We start from the raw sequence: 17,738 nt of genomic DNA on the forward strand, positions 1-17,738 counted from the left end.
GCCGTTCAGCGCGCGCTGCGGGGACGCATGTCGGTCCACGCGGCGTCGATGTGGTCGAGGCACTCCTGCCGGTCGCCGGCGGTGCCGTCGGGGTGCCAGCCGGCGGGCGGGTCCTCCCCGGCCGGCCAGATCGAGTACTGGTCCTCGTCGTTGCGGACCACCTGGTACAGCTGCTCACTCATCGTTGTGACTCCTTCGCCTGCTTCTGTGCCCGCACCCGCGCGCCGATCAGGTCGTCGGGGACGGCGTCCGGGACGCGGTCGTCGAACCCGGCCAGGCTCGGCAGCCGCAGCGACACGAGGACCTGCACCGCCATCACCGCCGCCAGGACGACGAACAGCAGCGCCGTCCCGCGGCCGGGGCCGGTGCCAACGACGGCGCCGAGCGTGCCCGCCAGGGCCCCGCCGGGCGCCATCAGCGGCTCCAGCAGGCGGCTGCCGAGCGGGCCGACGACCGCGTAGCCGATGGGGATGGTGGAGAACGCGATGACCGTGTTCACCGCGAACACCCGGCCGTGGAACCGTTGCGGCACCTTCACCTGGACGATCGTGGTGTAGACGCCGTTGGTGAGGGTCAGGCCGAACGACATGCCCAGCGCGCCCACGGCGACGAGCAGCTCGCTGGTCCGCAGCCCCGGCAGCGCGCTGAACACCGCCAGCAGCAGCACGACCAGCAGCATGCCGCGGACCCGCTGCCGGCGCGGGCCGCCCCAGAAGCTCATCAGCAGGCCGCCGAGGATCGCGCCGAGACCGCCGGCCATGCTGACCCGGGCCACCGCGTCGAGGTCGGCGAAGGACAGCACCAGCGGCGACAGCAGCAGGAACAGCGGCGTCATGAACAGGTTGAGCACGGCGAAGAAGATGAGCACCGGCCGCAGGCCGCCCTCGCCGAGGGAGTAGCGCCAGCCGCCGACGACCTCCTGCCAGAACGTCTCGCGGCGGGCCCACGCGAGGGTCCGCGGGAACCGGACGGCCACCACGACGGCGATCGCGCACACGTAGCTGGCGACGTCCAGCAGCAGCACCCCACGCAGCCCGACGGTCGCCATCAGCCCGGCGGCGGCGAGGGGCACGAGGAACTGGCCGGCGCCGAAGCTCAGCTGGACGATGCCGTTGGCGTGGCCGAGGTACCGCTTGGGCACGAGCTGCGGCACCGCGGAGGCGAACGCGAGCCGCTGGAACGTCAACGCGACCGACAGGGTCACCAGCAGCACGTAGATGTGCCCGACGCGCAGGCTGCCGGTGAGGGCGAGCGCGAGCAGGACCGCCTGGCTGGCGCCGGCGGCGACGTCACCGACGAGCATGACGGTGCGGCGGTCGTACCGGTCGACGACGGCACCCGCGATCGGCGCGACCAGCATCCCGGGGACCAGGCCGAGGACCGCGAACACCGCGAACCGGACCAGGGAACCGGTCTGCAGGTAGATCCACAGTGGAATGGCGAACTCGGTGAGGGCGGAGCCGACGATCGACACCAGCTGCCCGGTGGCGACGGAGAGGAACCGGCCCAGGCTCGGCTCAGGCCCCGTGGCGACCTCGGCGGTCTGCGATGTGGAGCGCCCGGCGACGGCCCAGCCGCCGTCGGGGTCGCGCAGCGGTTCGTCGGTGCCGTGGACCGCCGTCACCACGCCGGCGAGCTCGGTCGCGCGGTACTTGAGGAAGAAGTGCCCGGCCTCGTCGAGCACGACGAGCGCGGTGGTGCCGGTCAGGAAGTGCCACTCCCGGTAGCGTTCGGCGTAGAACTCGGTCTGCGTGTCCTGGCTGCCGATGACGGACACGACCGGCGCCCGCAGCGGCGTGATCCGCCCGGCGGCGACGTCGGCGAACAGGCCGGTGAAGTACTCCTCGGCGAGCCTGGTGTGCTCGCGCATGTTGCGGATGATGGTGTCGGCCTCGGCCCGGTCGAACTCGGCCATGTCGACGCCCATCGAGCGCAGCCAGTTCTCGTAGACGCGGTTGCCGAGCAGCGCCTCCCGCCCGGCGATCCGCGACAGCAGGCCGGTGACCCGGCCGGTGGGGCGGGCGAACGGGAACACGGCACCGATGTAGACGGCGTCGACGGTGCGCCCGGCCGCTTCGAGCCGCCGGGCCAGCTCGACCGCGAGCGACGAGCCGACACCGCAGTGCCCGTAGACGATCAGGGGACCCTCGACCCGTTCGAGGACCTCGGCGGTGCAGCGGGCCGCGAGCTCGTCGAAGGGCAGCGCGTCCTCCTTCAGCCCGATGTCCTGCCCGGGGATCGCGACCGCGTGCAGCGACCAGCCGGCCGGCAGCGCGTCCGCCAGCGGCTGGTAGACCACGGCGCTGCCACCGCCGTAGGGCACGCAGACCAGCGACGCGACGCGCTGCGCCGCCGGCACCGGGCGGGTCAGCTCGTTGAGCAGGCGCCGCGGGCCGCGCGCGCCGGCCGGGGTGTCCAGCAGCGCCGCGAGGGCCCGCACGGTGCTGTGCTGGAACACGTCGAGGACCGACACGCCGCCGGCGGTCGCGGTGCGCAGCCGGGCGACGACCTGGGTGGCGATCAGCGAGTGCCCGCCCAGGTCGAAGAAGTCGTCGTCGATGCCGAGCGTCTCGACGGTGAGCAGGTCCCGCCACACGCCGGCGATGAGCCGCTCGGTCGGGGTGCGCGGCTCGACCAGTTCGGTCGCGGCGTCGCGGCGGATCACCGGCGCCGGCAGCGCCCGCCGGTCGAGCTTGCCGTTGGGGGTCAGCGGCAGCTCCGGCAGCACGACGATCCCGGACGGGACCATGTAGTCGGGCAGCCGGGTGCGCAGCGCCGCCCGCACCGGCGCGTCGTCGAGGTCCGGGCCGGCGGCGAGGTACGCCACGAGCCGCTTGTCGCCGGGGCTGTCCTCGCGCACGATGACCGCGGCGTCGCGGACCCCCGGCTGGTCGCGCAGGGCGACCTCGATCTCGCCGAGCTCGATGCGCAGCCCGCGCAGCTTCACCTGGGTGTCGATGCGGCCGAGGAAGTCGATCGTGCCGTCGGGCCGGCGCAGCGCCAGGTCGCCGGTCGCGTACATCCGGGTGCCGGGCGGCCCGAACGGGTCGGGCCGGAACCGTTCGGCGGTCAGCGCCGGCCGCCGCAGGTAGCCCGTCGCGAGGCCGGTGCCGGCGATGAACAGCTGGCCCGGCACGCCGGCGGGGACGGGGCGCAGCTTCGCGTCGAGCACGTAGAGGGCGATGTTCTGGATCGGCGCGCCGATCGGCACCCGGGCCAGCCCGGCGAGGGCGTCGCCGTCGCAGTGCCAGGCGGACACGTCGATCGCGGCCTCGGTCGGCCCGTAGAGGTTGTGCAGGGCGGCCGGGAGCGTGGCGAGGCAGCGGCGGGCCAGGTCGACCGGCAGCTCCTCGCCGCTGCACACGATCCGCCGCAGCGACGTGCATCCGGACACGCCGTCGGCGCCGAGGAACACGGCCAGCATCGACGGCACGAAGTGCAGCGTGGTGACGCGCTCGGCGCGGATCAGGTCACGCAGGTGTTCGGCGTCGCGGTGGCCGCCGGGCGCGGCGAGGACGAGCCGGGCGCCGGTCAGCAGCGGCCAGAAGAACTCCCACACCGACACGTCGAAGCTCGCCGGGGTCTTCTGCAGGACCACGTCGTCGTCCTGGAGGCGGTACGCGCGTTGCATCCAGTCGAGCCGGTTGACGATCCCCCGGTGGGTGTTCGGCACGCCCTTCGGCCGGCCCGTCGATCCGGAGGTGTAGATGACGTAGGCGACGTCGTCGGGCGTGAGGTCGTCCGGTGGCGGGTCGCAGGGCGGCAGGGGGTCGTCGAGGACGACCACCGTCGCGTCGCTCGGCGGCAGCGACCCGGCGAGGCGGGCCTGGGTCAGCACCACCGGCGCGGCGGCGTCGGCGAGCATGAAGGCGAGGCGTTCCGGTGGATACTCCGGGTCCAGCGGCACGTAGGCGGCGCCGGCCCGCAGGACGGCCAGGAGCGCGACGACCAGGTCGTGGGACCGCTCCGCGCACACGGCGACGAGGTCGCCCCGGGTGACGCCGAGCCGGCGCAGGTGCCCGGCCAGGGCCGCGGACCGCGCGTCGAGGTCGGCGTAGGTGAGGTCCCGCCCGTCGAAGGTGACGGCGACGGCGCCGGGCCGCTCGGCGGCGGTGCGGGCGATCAGTGCCGGCAGGGTCGCGCCGTCCGGCAGGCCGACCCGCCGCGGCGGGCGCACCAGGTCCTCGCGCTCGCCGGGCGCCAGGAGGTCCACGTCGGACAGTCGCAGGTCCGGGTCGGCGGCCACGGCCCGCAGGAAGGCCGACAGGTGCCGGGCCAGCCGCTGGGCGGTGCCTTCGGTGAACAGGTCGGTGTTGTAGACGAACGTCGCCCACAGCTCGTCCGGGGTCTCCCTGACGTACAGCTCCACCTCGAACCGGGTCGCGGTGACCGGCGCCGGCCAGTGCCCGACGGTCAGCCCGGCGAACGCGCGGCCGGTGGTCTCGGCGTAGTTCTGCATCGCGAACAGCGCCTGGAACAGCGGTGGGCGGCGCACGTCCCGCGGCACGTCCAGGTCCTGCACCAGCTGCTCGAACGGCAGCTCCTGGTGCGTATACGCGGCCAGGCAGGTCTCCCGGGTGCGGGCGAGCAGCTCGGTGAACGTCGGGTCGCCGTCCAGCCGCGCCCGCAGCGTCAGCGTGTTGACGAACATGCCGACCAGGCGCTCCAGCTCCGGGTGGGCCCGCCCGGCGACGGGGGAGCCGACGGCGAAGCCGGTCTGGCCGCCGGCCCGGCCGAGGACGGCGTGGAACGCGGCGAGCAGCGTCATCGACAGCGTCGCCCCGTGCGCGAGGCTCAGCGCCTTCAGGTCGTCGCGCAGCCCACCGCCGAGCGCGACGGTGTGTTCGGCGCCGTTGAACGTCTGGCGGGCCGGCCGCGGGTGGTCGGTCGGCAGCTCCAGGGCCTCCACCCCGGCGAGGGCGTCCCGCCAGTACCGCAGGTCCGCGTCCTTCGCCGGTCCGGCCATCCGGTCGCGCTGCCAGGCGGCGTAGTCGCGGTAGCGCACCGGCGGGTCCGGCAGCGGCGTCCCGGAGTACCGGGCGGCGAGCTCGTCGGCGAGCACGTCCATCGACCAGCCGTCGGTGACGATGTGGTGGACGGCGACGACGAGCAGGTGGTCGTCGGCGGCGAGGCGGATCAGCACCGGCCGGATGAGCGGGCCGGCGGCGAGGTCGAACGGCTCGGCGACGTGCGCCGCCACGAGACGCCGGGCCTCGCGTTGCGGATCCTCGCCGCCGGCGGTCAGGACCGCGACGTCGACCGTCGCGGGTGGGTCGATGTGCAGCACCGGCCGGCCGTCGCCGGGGTCGGTGAACCGGCTGCGCAGCGGCTCGTGCCGGGCGACGACCCCGGTGAACGCGGCGGCCAGGGCGGCCGGGTCGAGCTCGCCGTGCAGGCGCAGCACGACGGGGATGCTCGCGGCGCCGGTGCCGGGCGCGAACTGCTCCAGGAACCACAGCCGCTCCTGCGCGAACGACAGCGGCGCCGGCCGGTCGTCGGGCAGCGCCGGGACGACCGGCCCGGTGGGGGCCTGCTGGCGCAGCCGGCGTTCCAGCAGGGCCAGCTTGGCGGCGGACAGTCCCTCGCGGGCAGTGGTCACGGGGTCGGCTCCTCGTCCAGCGCGAGCAACGCTTCGGCGTCCTCGTCGGTCAGCGCGGCCAGGTCGGCGATCATCAGCGCCTCCACGGCCCCGGCGAGCCCGCCGAGGTCCGGGTGGCTGAACATGGTCCGCAGCGGGACCTCGGTGCCGGTCGCGGCGCGCAGCCGGCCGGCGACCTTCATGGCGAGCAGCGAGTGACCGCCGACGGCGAAGAAGTCGTCGTGGGCGCCGACCCGGTCCAGGCCGAGGACCTCGCACCAGACGCCGGCGACGAGCTCCTCGGCGGCGGTGCGGGGCGGCACGTATCCACCCGTCGGTGCGTCGGCGACGGCGGGCCGGTCGGTGCGGGCCGGCACGGCGAGCAGCCGGGCCCGGTCGGCGCCGTCGCCGGACGCGTCCACGGTGGACAGTGGCGCGTCGGGTGCGGCGAGGACCGCGCCGAGCAGCGCCGCGAACCGGCCGGCCAGCCCGTCGACGGTGGCGCGGTCGAACAGGTCGGTGCGGTAGCCGTACACGAGCCGCAGCCCGCCGCCGGTGCGCCACACGTCGAGGCTCAGCTCGAACTTCGCCTGCCGCACGCCCGGGTCGAAGAAGTCGGCGGTCACCCCGGGCAGCACCTCGGTGCCGGCGGTGTCCTCGGTGTGCATGGTGAACATGGTCTGGAACAGCGGGGTCCGGTTCAGCAGCCGCGGCACGTCGAGTGAGGCGAGGAGCCGGTCGAACGGGACGTCCTGGTGCGCGTACCCGGCCAGCGCGGTGTCCCGGGTCCGCGCGAGGAGCTGCCGGAACGTGGGGTCGCCGGACAGGTCGCCGCGCAGGGCGAGGGTGTTGACGAAGTAGCCGGCGACGCCGGCGACCTCGACGCGGGGGCGGTGCTCCACGGGGGTGCCGACGCAGACGTCGTCCTGGCCGGTGAGCCTGGCGAGGAGCACCTGGTAGGCGCTGAGCAGCAGCATGAACGGCGTGGACCTGGCGTCGGCCGCGAGCCGCCGCACCGCGCCCACGACCGGCTCCGGCAGGTCGTGGGCGAGGAAGTCGCCGGCGAACCCGGACAGCTCCGGTCGCGGCCGGTCGGTCGGCAGGTCCAGCACCGGCACCCCGGTGAGCTGGCCGCGCCAGTAGCCGAGCGAGTCGTCGTCGAGGACGCGGGTGCGCTGCCAGGCGGCGAAGTCGGCGTACCGCACCGGCAGCTCCGGCAGGGTCTGCTGCCCGTACGCCGCCCGCAGGTCCTCCACGAGGATGCCCATCGACCGGCCGTCGCCGGCGATGTGGTGCACGACCAGGGACAGCACGTGATCGTTTTCGGCGATCCGCACCAGTCCGGCGCGCAGCAACGCCCCGGCGGTCAGGTCGAACGGCGTGTTGCTCCACCCCATGACGATCCGCTCGGCGTCGCCGTCGCCGTCGCCGTCCACAGTGGTCAGTTCGATGCCGCCGGGCGGCAGGAGCTCCTGCATCGGCTCGTCCTCGCCGGCCGTGTAGCGGGTCCGCAGCGACCCGTGCCGTTCGACGACCTTGGTCAGGGCCGCGCGGAGTGCCGGTTCGGAGACGGGCCCGCGCAGCCGGTACGCGACGCTGATGTTGTAGGAGGCGTCGGCCGGGTCCAGCTGGTGCAGGAACCACAGCCGTTGCTGGCCGAACGACAGCGGCGCCGGCCCGTCGGCGCGGCGGGCCACGGGCTCGTCGTCGCCGCTGCGCAGCCGGTCCACGGCGGCGGCGAGCCCGGCCACGGTCGGCTGCAGGAACAGCGCCCGGACCGGCACGTCCCGGCCGGTGGCCGCGCACAGCCGGGCGACGACGCCGACCGCGAGCAGCGAGTGCCCGCCGAGGGCGAAGAAGTCGTCGTCGGCGCCGACCCGGTCCAGTCCCAGGACCCCGGCCCACACCTGGGCGACGAGGTCCTCGGTCGGGGTGCGGGGCGCGACGTAACCGCCGCCGGCGGCGTCCGGCGCCGGCAGCGCGGCCCGGTCGACCTTGCCGTTGACCGTCAGCGGGATCCGTTCGACCGGGATGAGGTGCGTCGGCACGAGGAACGGTGGCAGCCGCTCGGCGAGGGCCCGGCGCAGGTCGTCGGCGCGCAGCCCGTCGCCGGCGGCGTAGCCGGCGAGGACCAGGTGCCCGGCGGCGTCCGGGCGGGCGACGACCGCCGCCTGCCGCACCCCGGGCAGCGCCGTAAGAGCGGCCTCGACCTCGCCCGGCTCGATCCGGAAGCCGCGGATCTTCACCTGGTCGTCGAGCCGGCCGAGGAACTCGAGCTGCCCGTCGGTGCGCCACCGGACGAGGTCGCCGGTGCGGTACAGCCGGTCACCGGGCGGGCCGAACGGGTCGGGGCGGAACCGGTCCGCGGTCAGCGCCGGGCGGCCCAGGTAGCCGCGGGCCAGCCCGGCCCCGGCGATGCACAGCTCACCGGGCCCGCCGGCGGGGACCAGGCGCAGGTCACGGTCGACGACGTAGAGGCGGGTGTCGGAGATCGGGGTGCCGATCGGTGGCCGCCGCCCGCCGTCGTCGGCGTGCAGCTCGGCGGTGGTGGCGATGACGGTCGCCTCGGTCGGTCCGTAGGTGTTGAGCACGGTGACCCGGTCGCCGACGTGCCCGAACCAGGCGGCCAGGGCGTCGGCGCGGACCTGGTCGGCGCCGAGGATCAGCAGCCGCAGCGCCGCCGGCCAGCGGACCTCCCCGACGATGCCGGCGAGCTCGTGCCAGTACGGCGTCGGCAGGTCCAGCACGGTGATGCCGGGCTCGCGGGCGAGGAGCTCGGGCAGGTCCTCGCCGGGCTCCGGCAGCACCAGCCGCGCCCCTGCGGTCAGCGCCGGCCACACCTCCTCGACGTGCGTGTCGAAGCTGATCGACGCGAACTGCACGACCTGGTCGTCGACGCTCAGCGCGTACCGCTGCCGCATCCACGCGACCCGTGCGGCGAACGCGGCCCAGGTCACCCCGACACCCTTGGGTGTGCCGGTCGAGCCGGAGGTGTAGATGACGTAGGCGAGGTGGCCGGGTCCGGCGGCGTCCGGGCCCGGGGTGCCGGCGCCCTCGGGCAGGGTGTCCGGGGTGACGAGGACGGTCGCGCCGCAGTCGCGCAGCAGCAGCTCCCGGCGGGCCTGCGGGTAGCGCGGGTCGATGGGCACGTACGCGCCGCCGGCCCGCAGGACCGCGAGCAGGGTCACGACGAGTTCGACGCCCCGGTCGAGGGCGACGGCGACGGTCCGGTCGGGTCCGACGCCGAGGCCGCGCAGCGCGGCGGCGCGGCGGGTCGCGCGGCGGTCGAGGTCGGCGTAGGTCAGCCGGTCCGGGCCGCAGACGACGGCGAGGGCCTCCGGGGTCCGGCGCGCCCAGGCCGCGACCAGCCCGGCCACGTCGTCGTCGGGTTCGGCGCGGACCGGCCCGCGGCCCAGGTCCAGCAGCTCGGCCCGCTCCTGCGGGGTCGACAGGTCCAGGTCGGACAGCCGGCGGCCCGGGTCGGCGGCGACGGCCTCCAGCAGCAGCCCGAGGCGGGTGATCAGGCGGTCGGCCGTGGCCGCGTCGAACAGGTCGGTGCGGTAGTTCAGCGACAGCTGCAGCCCGTCCGGCTCCCGCCAGGCGTCCAGCATCAGGTCGAACTTCGCCTGCACGAACCCGTCGTCGATCAGCTCGGCGGTGACGCCGGGCAGCACGTCGAGGCCGGCGCCGTCCTCGGTGTGCAGGATCAGCATGGTCTGGAACAGCGCGGTGCGGCTCGGGTCCCGGGGCAGGTCCAGGGCCGCGGTGAGGCGTTCGAACGGGATGTCCGGGTGGGCGTAGGCGGCCAGGGCGGTGTCGCGGACGCGGGCGAGCAGCTCGCGGAACGTCGGGTCGCCGGACACGTCGGTGCGCAGCACGAGCGTGTTGACGAACATCCCGACGAGGTCGCGCAGTTCGGGCCGGGCCCGGTCGGAGATCGACGAGCCGACGCTGACCTCGTCCTGACCGGTGTGCCGGGCCAGGACGGCCTGATACGCGGCGAGCAGCAGCATGAACGGGGTGCAGCGCTCGGCGTGGGCGACGCGGTCCACGGCGTCGGCGAGCCCGGCGTCGAGGCGGTGCCGCACGAACGCGCCGCGCGAGGTCTGCGCCGGCGGCCGGGGCCGGTCGGTGGCCAGCTCCAGGGTGCTGACGCCGTCGAGCTGGCCGGCCCAGTACGCGAGCGCGGCGTCGTCGTCGGGCCTGGCCCGTTGCCAGGCGGCGAAGTCCGCGTACTGCACCGGCAGCGGCGGCAGCGCGGTTCCCGCGTAGGCGGCGTGCAGCTCCTCGACGAGGATGCCCAGGGACCGGCCGTCGCCGGCGATGTGGTGCAGCACCAGGCACAGCACGTGATCGTTCTCGTTCTCGTTCTCGTTCTCGTTCTCGCTCTCGCTCTCGCTCTCGGCGAGGCGCACCAGCCCGGCGCGCAGCGGCGACCCGGCGGTCAGGTCGAAGGGCGCGTTTGTCCAGGCCGCGACGGCCTGCCGGGCGTCGCCGTCGGTCACCTGGAGGTGGACGCCGCCCGGGGGATCGACGACCTGGACCAGGTCCTCGTCGCGTTCCAGGAACCGGGTCCGCAGCACCTCGTGCCGGTCGACGACCACGCCGAGCGCCGCGTCCAGGCGGTCGACGTCGAGGGGCCCGCGCAGCCGGTACGTGAGGTTCATGTTGTAGGCGGCGTCGGTCGGGTCGAGCCGGTGCAGGAACCACAGCCGCTGCTGCCCGGCCGACAGCGGCGCGTCGCCGTCCGGGCGCCGGACGATCGGCCCGGTGCTGCGGGCGCCGGCCCCGGTGAGACCGTCGATCGCGGCGGCCAGCTCGGCGACCGTCGGGTGCGCGAGCACCGAACGCACCGACACCTCCAGGCCGGACACCTCCGACAGCCGCGCCGCGACGGTCATCGCCGGCAGCGAATGCCCGCCCAGGGTGAAGAAGTCGTCGTCGACGCCGATCCCGTCGCGGCCGAGCACCTCCGACCAGACGTCGGCGACGAGCCGTTCGGTCGCCGACCGCGGTGCGGCGCCCGCGCCCGCGGCAACCGGGTCCGGGGCGGGCAGCGCGGCCCGGTCGAGCTTGCCGTTCGGGGTCAGCGGCAGGTGGTCGACGACGATGACGTGCCGCGGTGTCACGGCCGCCGGGAGCACCGCGGCGAGCCGTTGCCGCCAGTCCTGCGGGGCGGTGCCGTCGCGGGTCACCAGGTAGCCGGCGAGCCAGCGCTCCGCGGCCGGGTCGCCGTGCACCGCGGCCGCCGCCTGGGTCACGCCGGGCAGCTCCGCCAGCCGCGCCTCGACGTCGCCGAGCTCGAGCCGGTGGCCGTTGAGCTTCACCTGGTCGTCGCCGCGGCCGAGGAACTCGAGCTGCCCGTCCGGGCGCCACCGGGCCAGGTCGCCCGTGCGGTACAGCCTGGCCCCCGGCGGGCCCCACGGGTCGGGCCGGAACCGGTCGGCGGTGAGCCCGGGCCGGTCGAGGTAGCCGCGGGCCACGCCGCCACCGCCGACGCACAGCTCACCGGCGGCACCGACCGGCACCGGCCGGCCGAGGTCGTCGCACAGGTGCACCCGCGTGTTGGCGATCGGCCCGCCGATGAGGACCTCGCGCGGGTCGGCGGGCACCTCCCAGGCGGTCGACCAGATGGTCGTCTCCGTCGGCCCGTACACGTTGACGAGCCGGCCCACGACGGCCCGCAGCTGCCGGGCGAGTGGCACCGGCAGCGCCTCGCCGCCGACGAGCGCGGTCACGCCGGGCCCGTCGAACCCGGCGGCCAGCAGCAGCCGCCACCGGGACGGCGTGGTCTGGACGTGCGTCACGCTGGCGTCGCGGGCGAGGGCGGTGAGCCCGGCGCCGTCGCGCAGCAGCGCCTCGCCGGCCACGACGACCCGGCCGCCGGCGACGAGCGGCAGGAACAGCTCCAGGCCGGCGATGTCGAAGGCCAGGGACGTGACGGCGAGCCACCGGTCCCCGGGTCCGGCCTCGAGGCGGTCCCGCATGTCGAGGACGAAGTTGGCGAGGGCGCCGTGCTCGACCGCGACGCCCTTGGGCCGGCCGGTCGAGCCGGAGGTGTAGAGCACGTAGGCGACGTCGCCGGCGGTGACCGTGGTCGTTCGGGGTTCGGATGCGGTACCGGTGACGTCGTCGAGGAGGACCACGGTCGCGTCGTGCGGCGGCAGGTCCGCCAGCAGTGCCTGTTGCGTCAGCACGATCGGCGCGGCGCAGTCGGCGAGGACGAGCGCCTGCCGGGCCGGCGGGTAGTCGGGGTCGATCGGCACGTAGGCGCCGCCGGCCCGCCACACGCCCAGCACCGCCGCCGGCAGGTCCGCCGAGCGGTCCACGCGGACGGCGACGAGCGTGCCCCGTGCGCAACCGGCGGCCTGGAGCGCCGCGGCGATCGCGTCGGCGCGGGCGGACAGGTCCGCGGCGGTGAGCGTCACCGCGCCGGCGACGACCGCGGGGCCGCCGGGCGCCGTCGTGACCCGCCGGGCCACCAGGTCCGGGACGGTCCCGCCGGTGGGTGCCGCGGTGTCGTTCCAGCGGCCGGTGAGCGCGATGTCCTCGCCGGACGGTCCGATGCCCGGCAGCGGACGGTCGAGGTCGCCGGCGAGGGCCGCGGCGACGGCGCGGAAGTCGGCGGCGAGCCGCTCGGCGGCGCCGGGCTCCAGCACGCCGACCGGGTGCCGGAACGTCAGCTCCGCGCCGCCGCCGGGTAGCGGGGTCGCCTCGACGGTCAGGTCCAGCCCCGGCGCGCCGACCTCGTGGTGCCACGTCCGTGCGGTGAGTCCCGGCCAGCCGTCGCTGTCGGCGCGGTGCCGGTGCAGGTGCAGCGCGACCTGGAACAGCGGGTGCACGCCGGGCCGCCGGGCCGGATTGACCGCCGCGACGACCTCCTCGAACGGCACCTCCCGGCTGAACGCCTCGACGACGGCGTGCCGGGCCCGCCGGACCACCTCGCCGAAGGTCGCCGCGCCGCGCAGGTCGGTCCGGACCGCGACCGGGTTGAGGAAGCACCCGACGACCGGCTCCAGCTCCACCCGCGCCCGGCCGGAGGACACGGTGCCGACGCACAGGTCGTGGCGGCCGGTGTACCGCATGAGCACCACGTCGAGCAGCGCCATGAGCACGACGAACGGGGTGGCGGACGGGTCGGGCCGCAACCGGTCCAGGGTCCCGGGCGGCAGGGTCGTGCGCACGCTGCGGGTGGCGCCGTCCGGGTCGGCGGGCCGTATCGCGAACGGCAGCTCCAGGTCGGCCGGTGGTGGGGTGAACCGTTCGAGCCAGTGCCCGAGCCGGTCCGTGGCGGCGGGAGCGTCCGCGAGCCAGGTCGCGTAGTCCGCGTACTGCAGCGCCGGGCCGGGGGTCAGCCGACCGGCGTAGGCGGCGGCGAGGTCGCGTTCGACGATCGCGACGGACTGCTCGTCGAAGGCGATGTGGTGCCCGGCGAACAGCAGCACGTGCCGGTCCTCGGCCAGGCGCAGCACGGTGGCCCGGAACAGCGGGCCGTGGCTCAGGTCGAACCGTTCGGCGGCGGCGGCCGCGGCGTACTCGGCGGCCTGCTTTTCGGGGCCGCCTTCGGTGGCTGTTTCGGGGTCGCCGGTGGCTGTTTCGGGGTCGCCGGTGGCCGTTTCGGGGTCGCCGGTGGCCGTGAGGTCGATCAGGTCGACCGGGGCCGGGCCGGAGTCCAGGACGAGCTGCCGCGGCCGGCCGTCCTCGACGATGTACACGGTCCGCATGGCCTCGTGGCGGCGGACCACCGCGGCGAACGCGGCCTCAAGGGCGTCGATGCGCAGCGGGCCGTCGAGGCGCAGGCCGAACGTCGCGTTCGGGACGGCGGCGCGGGCCGGGTCGAACTGGTCGGCGAGCCAGATCCGGCGCTGAGCGGGGGTGCACGGGAACGTCCGGCCGTCGCGCGGCTGCGCGGTGATCGGGGTGACCTCGCGGTATTTGGCGGCCAGCAACTTCGTGAGCGCGGCGCGGCGGCGTGGGTCGATAACCGGCGAGACCATGGCAGACGTTTCCCCCGAAACATTGATCTGCGTGCAGCATGCAGCGCCGCTTCGGCGCGTCGCTGGGGTGCGCGGACGGCCATGGGAGCGCTTCCATTCCGCGAGCACGCTACTGACGTCGATAGCCAAGCGTCAAGAGATCCGGAAACACCCGCGTCATAAATCGGACCTACGCCCGAAATTGACGAATCTTTGATCATCAATGGTTACGGTACGTGATTCTCCGTCGTATGGGCATTGATCGCGCTCGGTCGGTGCGGCCATACTGCGCCGATGGGGGAGTTCCTGCTCGTGACGCACGGCACCGCCGGCGACGTCCTGCCGTTCGTCCGCATCGGCGCCGCCCTCGCCGCCCGCGGGCACGCCGTGACACTCATCAGCCACGCGCCCTACGCCGACCGGGCCCGCGCCGCCGGGCTGGGCTTCGCCGCCGTCGACACCGTCGCGCGGTACGAGGCCGGCCAGCGCCGCACGCCCGACCTCCTCGCCGCCCGCCGGCCGCACGAACTGCGCGACTACTACGAGCGGGAAGGCCTGTTCGCGCAGCTGCGACGCGAGGTCGACCTCATCGCGGAGCGGCACCGGCCCGGCCGCACCGTCCTGGTCGGGCGGCACACGTCGGCGCTGTCCGTGCTCGTCGCCGCCGACCTGCTCGCCGCGCCCGCCGCCTGGGTCGCGGTCGCGCCGGTCCAGCTGCTCGTCGCGCCGGTCGCCGCCGCGCACGTCCGGGCCGGCCTCGCCCCCGGCATCGACGCCGTCCGGGCCGGCCTCGGCCTGCCGCCGGTGGGGGACTGGGGCGGCTGGCTGCGCTCCGCCCGTGCCGTGCTCGGCCTGTGGCCCGCGTGGTTCGACGCGTCCGGCCCGCGCGCGGCCGCCGGCGTGACCCTGACCGGCTTCGTCACGGGCGACCCGGCGTCGCCGGAGCCGTGGCCCGTCGCCGGCCGCCCGCTGCTGGTCACCGGCGGCACCGGCCAGCTGCTGCACCCGCGCTTCTACCCGGTCGCCCTGGACGCCGTCGCGGCCACCGGTCGCCCCGCGCTGGTCGTCGCGCCCGACCGGGCCCTGCTGCCGGCCCGGCTGCCGTCCGATGTGGACTGGCACCCACGGCTGCCGTTCCCGGCTGTGCTGCCGCAGGTCGCCGCGATCCTGCACCACGGTGGTATCGGCACCGCGGTGCGGGCCATGCGCGCCGGCACGCCGCAGGTCATCATGGCCTACGGCGCCGACCGTCCCGACAACGCCGCGCGGCTGGCCGCCCGTGGAGCCGCCCGCTGGGCCCCGGAGCCGGAGTGGGCGCCGCACGCGGTCGCGGCGCACCTGGAGGCCGCCGCGGCCGACACCGGCTACGGCGCGCGGGTGGCCGGGTTGCTCGACGAGCCCGAGGACGCCGCCCCGGACCGCGCCGCCGCAACCCTCGAGGAGCTGCTGTCGGCGGGCCCCCGCCGGCTCACCCCGGAGCAGCGCCGCGTCCTTGCCCTGCGTCTCGCGGCCCGGCGGTGACCCGGACCCGTAATGTCACTGGGCATGAAGCTGCGTGAGGACGAGGTGCCGGTGCCGGCACCCGGTGGTGCGATCCGATCCGTGGTGCTGCGCCCCCTCGGGGACGACCCGTTGCCGGGCGTGCTGCTGTACACCGACATCTTCCAGCTGACCGAGTCGACCCTGCGCACCGCCCGGCGGCTCGCCTCCGCCGGGTTCGTCGTCTGCGTCCCGGAGATCTACCCGCACGGCGACCTCGCCGGCGTCGCGCTGGAGTTCGACGACGACGGCAAGCGGGCCGGCCTCGCCGGTGCCGCGGCCACCACCACCGCCCAGTTCGACGCCGACCGGGTCGCGGTGCTGGACTACCTGGAGCGGCGCGCCGACACCACCACCCTGTTCGCGACCGGCTTCTGCATCGGCGGACACCTGGCGTTTCGGGCCGCCCTCGACCCGCGGGTCGCGGCCACCGTGTGCTTCTACCCGACCGGCCTGCACAACGGCGCCCTGGGCGCCGACGCCGACGCGGGCTCCCTCGCGCTCGCCGCCTCGATCGGCGGCCGGCTCATGATCGTGTTCGGTGCGCAGGACCCGCACGTCCCCGCCGCCGCCCGCGTCGAGATCCTGTCCGCCCTGTACACCGCCGGCCTGGAGGACCTCGAGCTGCACGTGTACGCCGGCGGCGAGCACGCCTTCATGCGCGACGTCGGTGCCCGGCACGACCCGGTGCTCACCGACCTGGCGCTGACGGAGGCGGTGTCCTTCTTCACGGCGCGCTGAAGTTTTTCGTCGCGCGGGTAAACCCGGCGGGCCGCCGGTGTGCACCTATCCGGCGAGGAGGCGCAGATGCCGGGTGACACATCGGGGGACCCTTCGGATGATCAGGCGCAGTTCAGCGAGTTCTACGCGGCGCGGCGTGACGTGGTCCGTCGCACCGCCTACCTGCTGTGCGGCGACTGGCACTGGGCCGACGACCTGACCCAACTGGCGGCCCAGCCGGCGAACCTCACCCCGATCGCGGTCAACCCGACGCCGCCGGGCACCGGGCTGTGGGTCTCCGGATTCGTCCAGCAGGGCAGGTACACCGGGGTCGCCGTCAGCCGCGACAACGGCCGGACCTGGTCCACGCACGTGTTCGGCAAGGACGAGGCCGACTACCCGACCGGAGTCAACAACCAGCAGGTCGGCATCGTCACCCTGGACGGCACCACCGTGTACGCCGTCGTCACCGCCGTCCAGAACGACGGCAAGAACCGGCTGCTCGTCTACCGCAGCGCCGACGGCGGCCTCACCTGGCAGCGCGGCGACCGTGGGCACGAGCCGCCGTGGCTGCAACACGGCGAGCGCGCGTTCGTCACCGCCGACGGCACCCTCGTCGTGCAGACCGTGATCGAAAACCCGGCCGAGTGGTACGCCGGCACCTCCGGCGCCTTCACGAAACCGGCGCCGACGACCGGCCTGGAGCACATCGACCAGATGGGGCAGCCGGTCCAGCTCGCCGCGCCCGGCGTCTACACCGCCTTCGACCGCACGGCGGTCTACACCTCACCGGACGGCCTGCACTGGACCCGGCGCCAGGTGGGTCCCTCCTGAACGGCACCCGCGCGGCACCCGGGAAGGACCCGGGGCCGCGCAACCTGAGGGGACACGGCGGGGAGAAGGCCCGGCCCCGTCCCCCTTGGCGGTACCCATGCGTCGGCGTCTCACGATTCTCGGGCTGGCGGTCGCGAGCAGCGCCGGGCTGGCCCTGCTCGGACCGGCGGCGACCGCCGCTCCCGCGGCACTGCCCGGCACCGTCTCCTCGGGCAAGGTGAAGCTCACCGTCCGCGCCGCGCCGACGGCCGCCTCGGCCGCCGTCGGCTCGCTGCGCAACGGGGCGAAGCTCGCCCTCGTGTGCTCGGTGGCCGGCCCTAAGACCAAGGGCAAGGTCCGCACCACGGACCGGTGGGACCGGCTCAGCAGCGGCGCCTACGTGTCCGACGCGTACGTGAGCCGCCGCAAGGCCCCGCCGTCCTGTCCCGCGCCGGTGATCACGCCTACGCCGGTCTTGACGGTGTCACCCACGCCCACGCCGGTGATCGTGCCGCCGACCGGCGCCGTGGCGGTCGGGACCTGGGTCGCCCCGGTGCCGGGCAAGGGCACCAGCGGCTTCCGCACCGTCTCCCGCCCCACCCACGACGGCATCGACATCATGGCCGCCCGCGAGACCCCGATCCTCGCCACCGCCGCCGGCACCGTCATCACCGTCGTGTGCAACACCTCTGGCCCGTCCTGCGACGTCGACGGCTCACCCAGCGTCAAGGGCTGCGGCTGGTACGTCGAGATCCACCACGCCGGCGACATCACCACCCGCTACTGCCACATGGTCCGCCGCCCCGACGTCACGGTCGGCCAGCAGGTGACGGCGGGCCAGACCATCGGCTTCGTCGGCACGTCCGGCAACTCGTCCGGCCCGCACCTGCACTTCGAGGTCCACTTCGGCCGCCCCGCCACCCGCCTGAACGCGATCGACCCGGTCCCCTTCATGCGCACCGCCGGCGCTCCCGTCGCCTGACCCCGTTGGTTGCGGTTCGCGGCTCTGGTCGTCATGCCCTTCAAATATTCAGCTTCAGTTGCGGGGACTTGATGGCACCGCCCGGCCTTCGGCCGTGCGACAGGGTGGCGTGGTCACCGTCCGTGCCGTC

7 protein-coding genes are annotated in these 17,738 nt (G+C 75.2%); 4 read left to right on the plus strand and 3 right to left on the minus strand.

Features of this window, described 5'->3' with window-relative positions; translation table 11 throughout:
- Positions 1 to 5 precede the first annotated feature (5 nt).
- Genes Dsi01nite_RS39610 through Dsi01nite_RS39620 form a run of 3 tightly spaced genes read right to left on the minus strand, consistent with a single transcriptional unit; the run spans position 6 to position 13,575 of the window.
- Positions 6 to 182: an MbtH family protein gene (locus Dsi01nite_RS39610; RefSeq protein WP_203851523.1), complete on the minus strand. Its 177-nt coding sequence runs from the start codon at positions 180 to 182 to the stop codon at positions 6 to 8.
- Complete coding sequence (locus Dsi01nite_RS39615; RefSeq protein WP_203851524.1) at positions 179 to 5,599, minus strand: non-ribosomal peptide synthetase/MFS transporter; 5,421 nt, start codon at positions 5,597 to 5,599, stop codon at positions 179 to 181. The genes Dsi01nite_RS39610 and Dsi01nite_RS39615 overlap by 4 nt, the downstream gene beginning before the upstream one ends.
- The gene (locus Dsi01nite_RS39620; RefSeq protein ID WP_203851525.1) at positions 5,596 to 13,575 is read right to left on the minus strand and encodes a non-ribosomal peptide synthetase; all 7,980 of its coding nucleotides are present in this window, start codon (positions 13,573 to 13,575) and stop codon (positions 5,596 to 5,598) included. The genes Dsi01nite_RS39615 and Dsi01nite_RS39620 overlap by 4 nt, the downstream gene beginning before the upstream one ends.
- Before the next feature lie 273 nt (positions 13,576 to 13,848).
- On the opposite strand from Dsi01nite_RS39620, the gene Dsi01nite_RS39625 reads away from it, so the two are divergent.
- The 4 genes from Dsi01nite_RS39625 to Dsi01nite_RS39640 all read left to right on the plus strand — a co-directional run bounded on the left by Dsi01nite_RS39625 (position 13,849) and on the right by Dsi01nite_RS39640 (position 17,608).
- Positions 13,849 to 15,075 carry a glycosyltransferase gene (locus Dsi01nite_RS39625; protein ID WP_203851526.1) on the plus strand — a complete coding sequence of 409 codons (1,227 nt, stop codon included), beginning with the start codon at positions 13,849 to 13,851 and terminating at the stop codon, positions 15,073 to 15,075.
- A gap of 24 nt (positions 15,076 to 15,099) precedes the next feature.
- A complete protein-coding gene (locus tag Dsi01nite_RS39630; RefSeq protein ID WP_203851527.1) occupies positions 15,100 to 15,834 on the plus strand; it encodes a dienelactone hydrolase family protein in 735 nt (244 codons plus the stop codon).
- A gap of 66 nt (positions 15,835 to 15,900) precedes the next feature.
- Positions 15,901 to 16,647, plus strand: a complete 747-nt coding sequence (locus tag Dsi01nite_RS59215) for a sialidase family protein (protein WP_239136507.1) — start codon at positions 15,901 to 15,903, stop codon at positions 16,645 to 16,647.
- 97 nt (positions 16,648 to 16,744) lie between these two features.
- Positions 16,745 to 17,608: a peptidoglycan DD-metalloendopeptidase family protein gene (locus Dsi01nite_RS39640; RefSeq protein WP_203851528.1), complete on the plus strand. Its 864-nt coding sequence runs from the start codon at positions 16,745 to 16,747 to the stop codon at positions 17,606 to 17,608.
- The last annotated feature ends 130 nt before the right edge of the window (positions 17,609 to 17,738 follow it).

The sequence above is a fragment of the Dactylosporangium siamense genome, from assembly GCF_016862795.1.
GTDB lineage: Bacteria > Actinomycetota > Actinomycetes > Mycobacteriales > Micromonosporaceae > Dactylosporangium > Dactylosporangium siamense.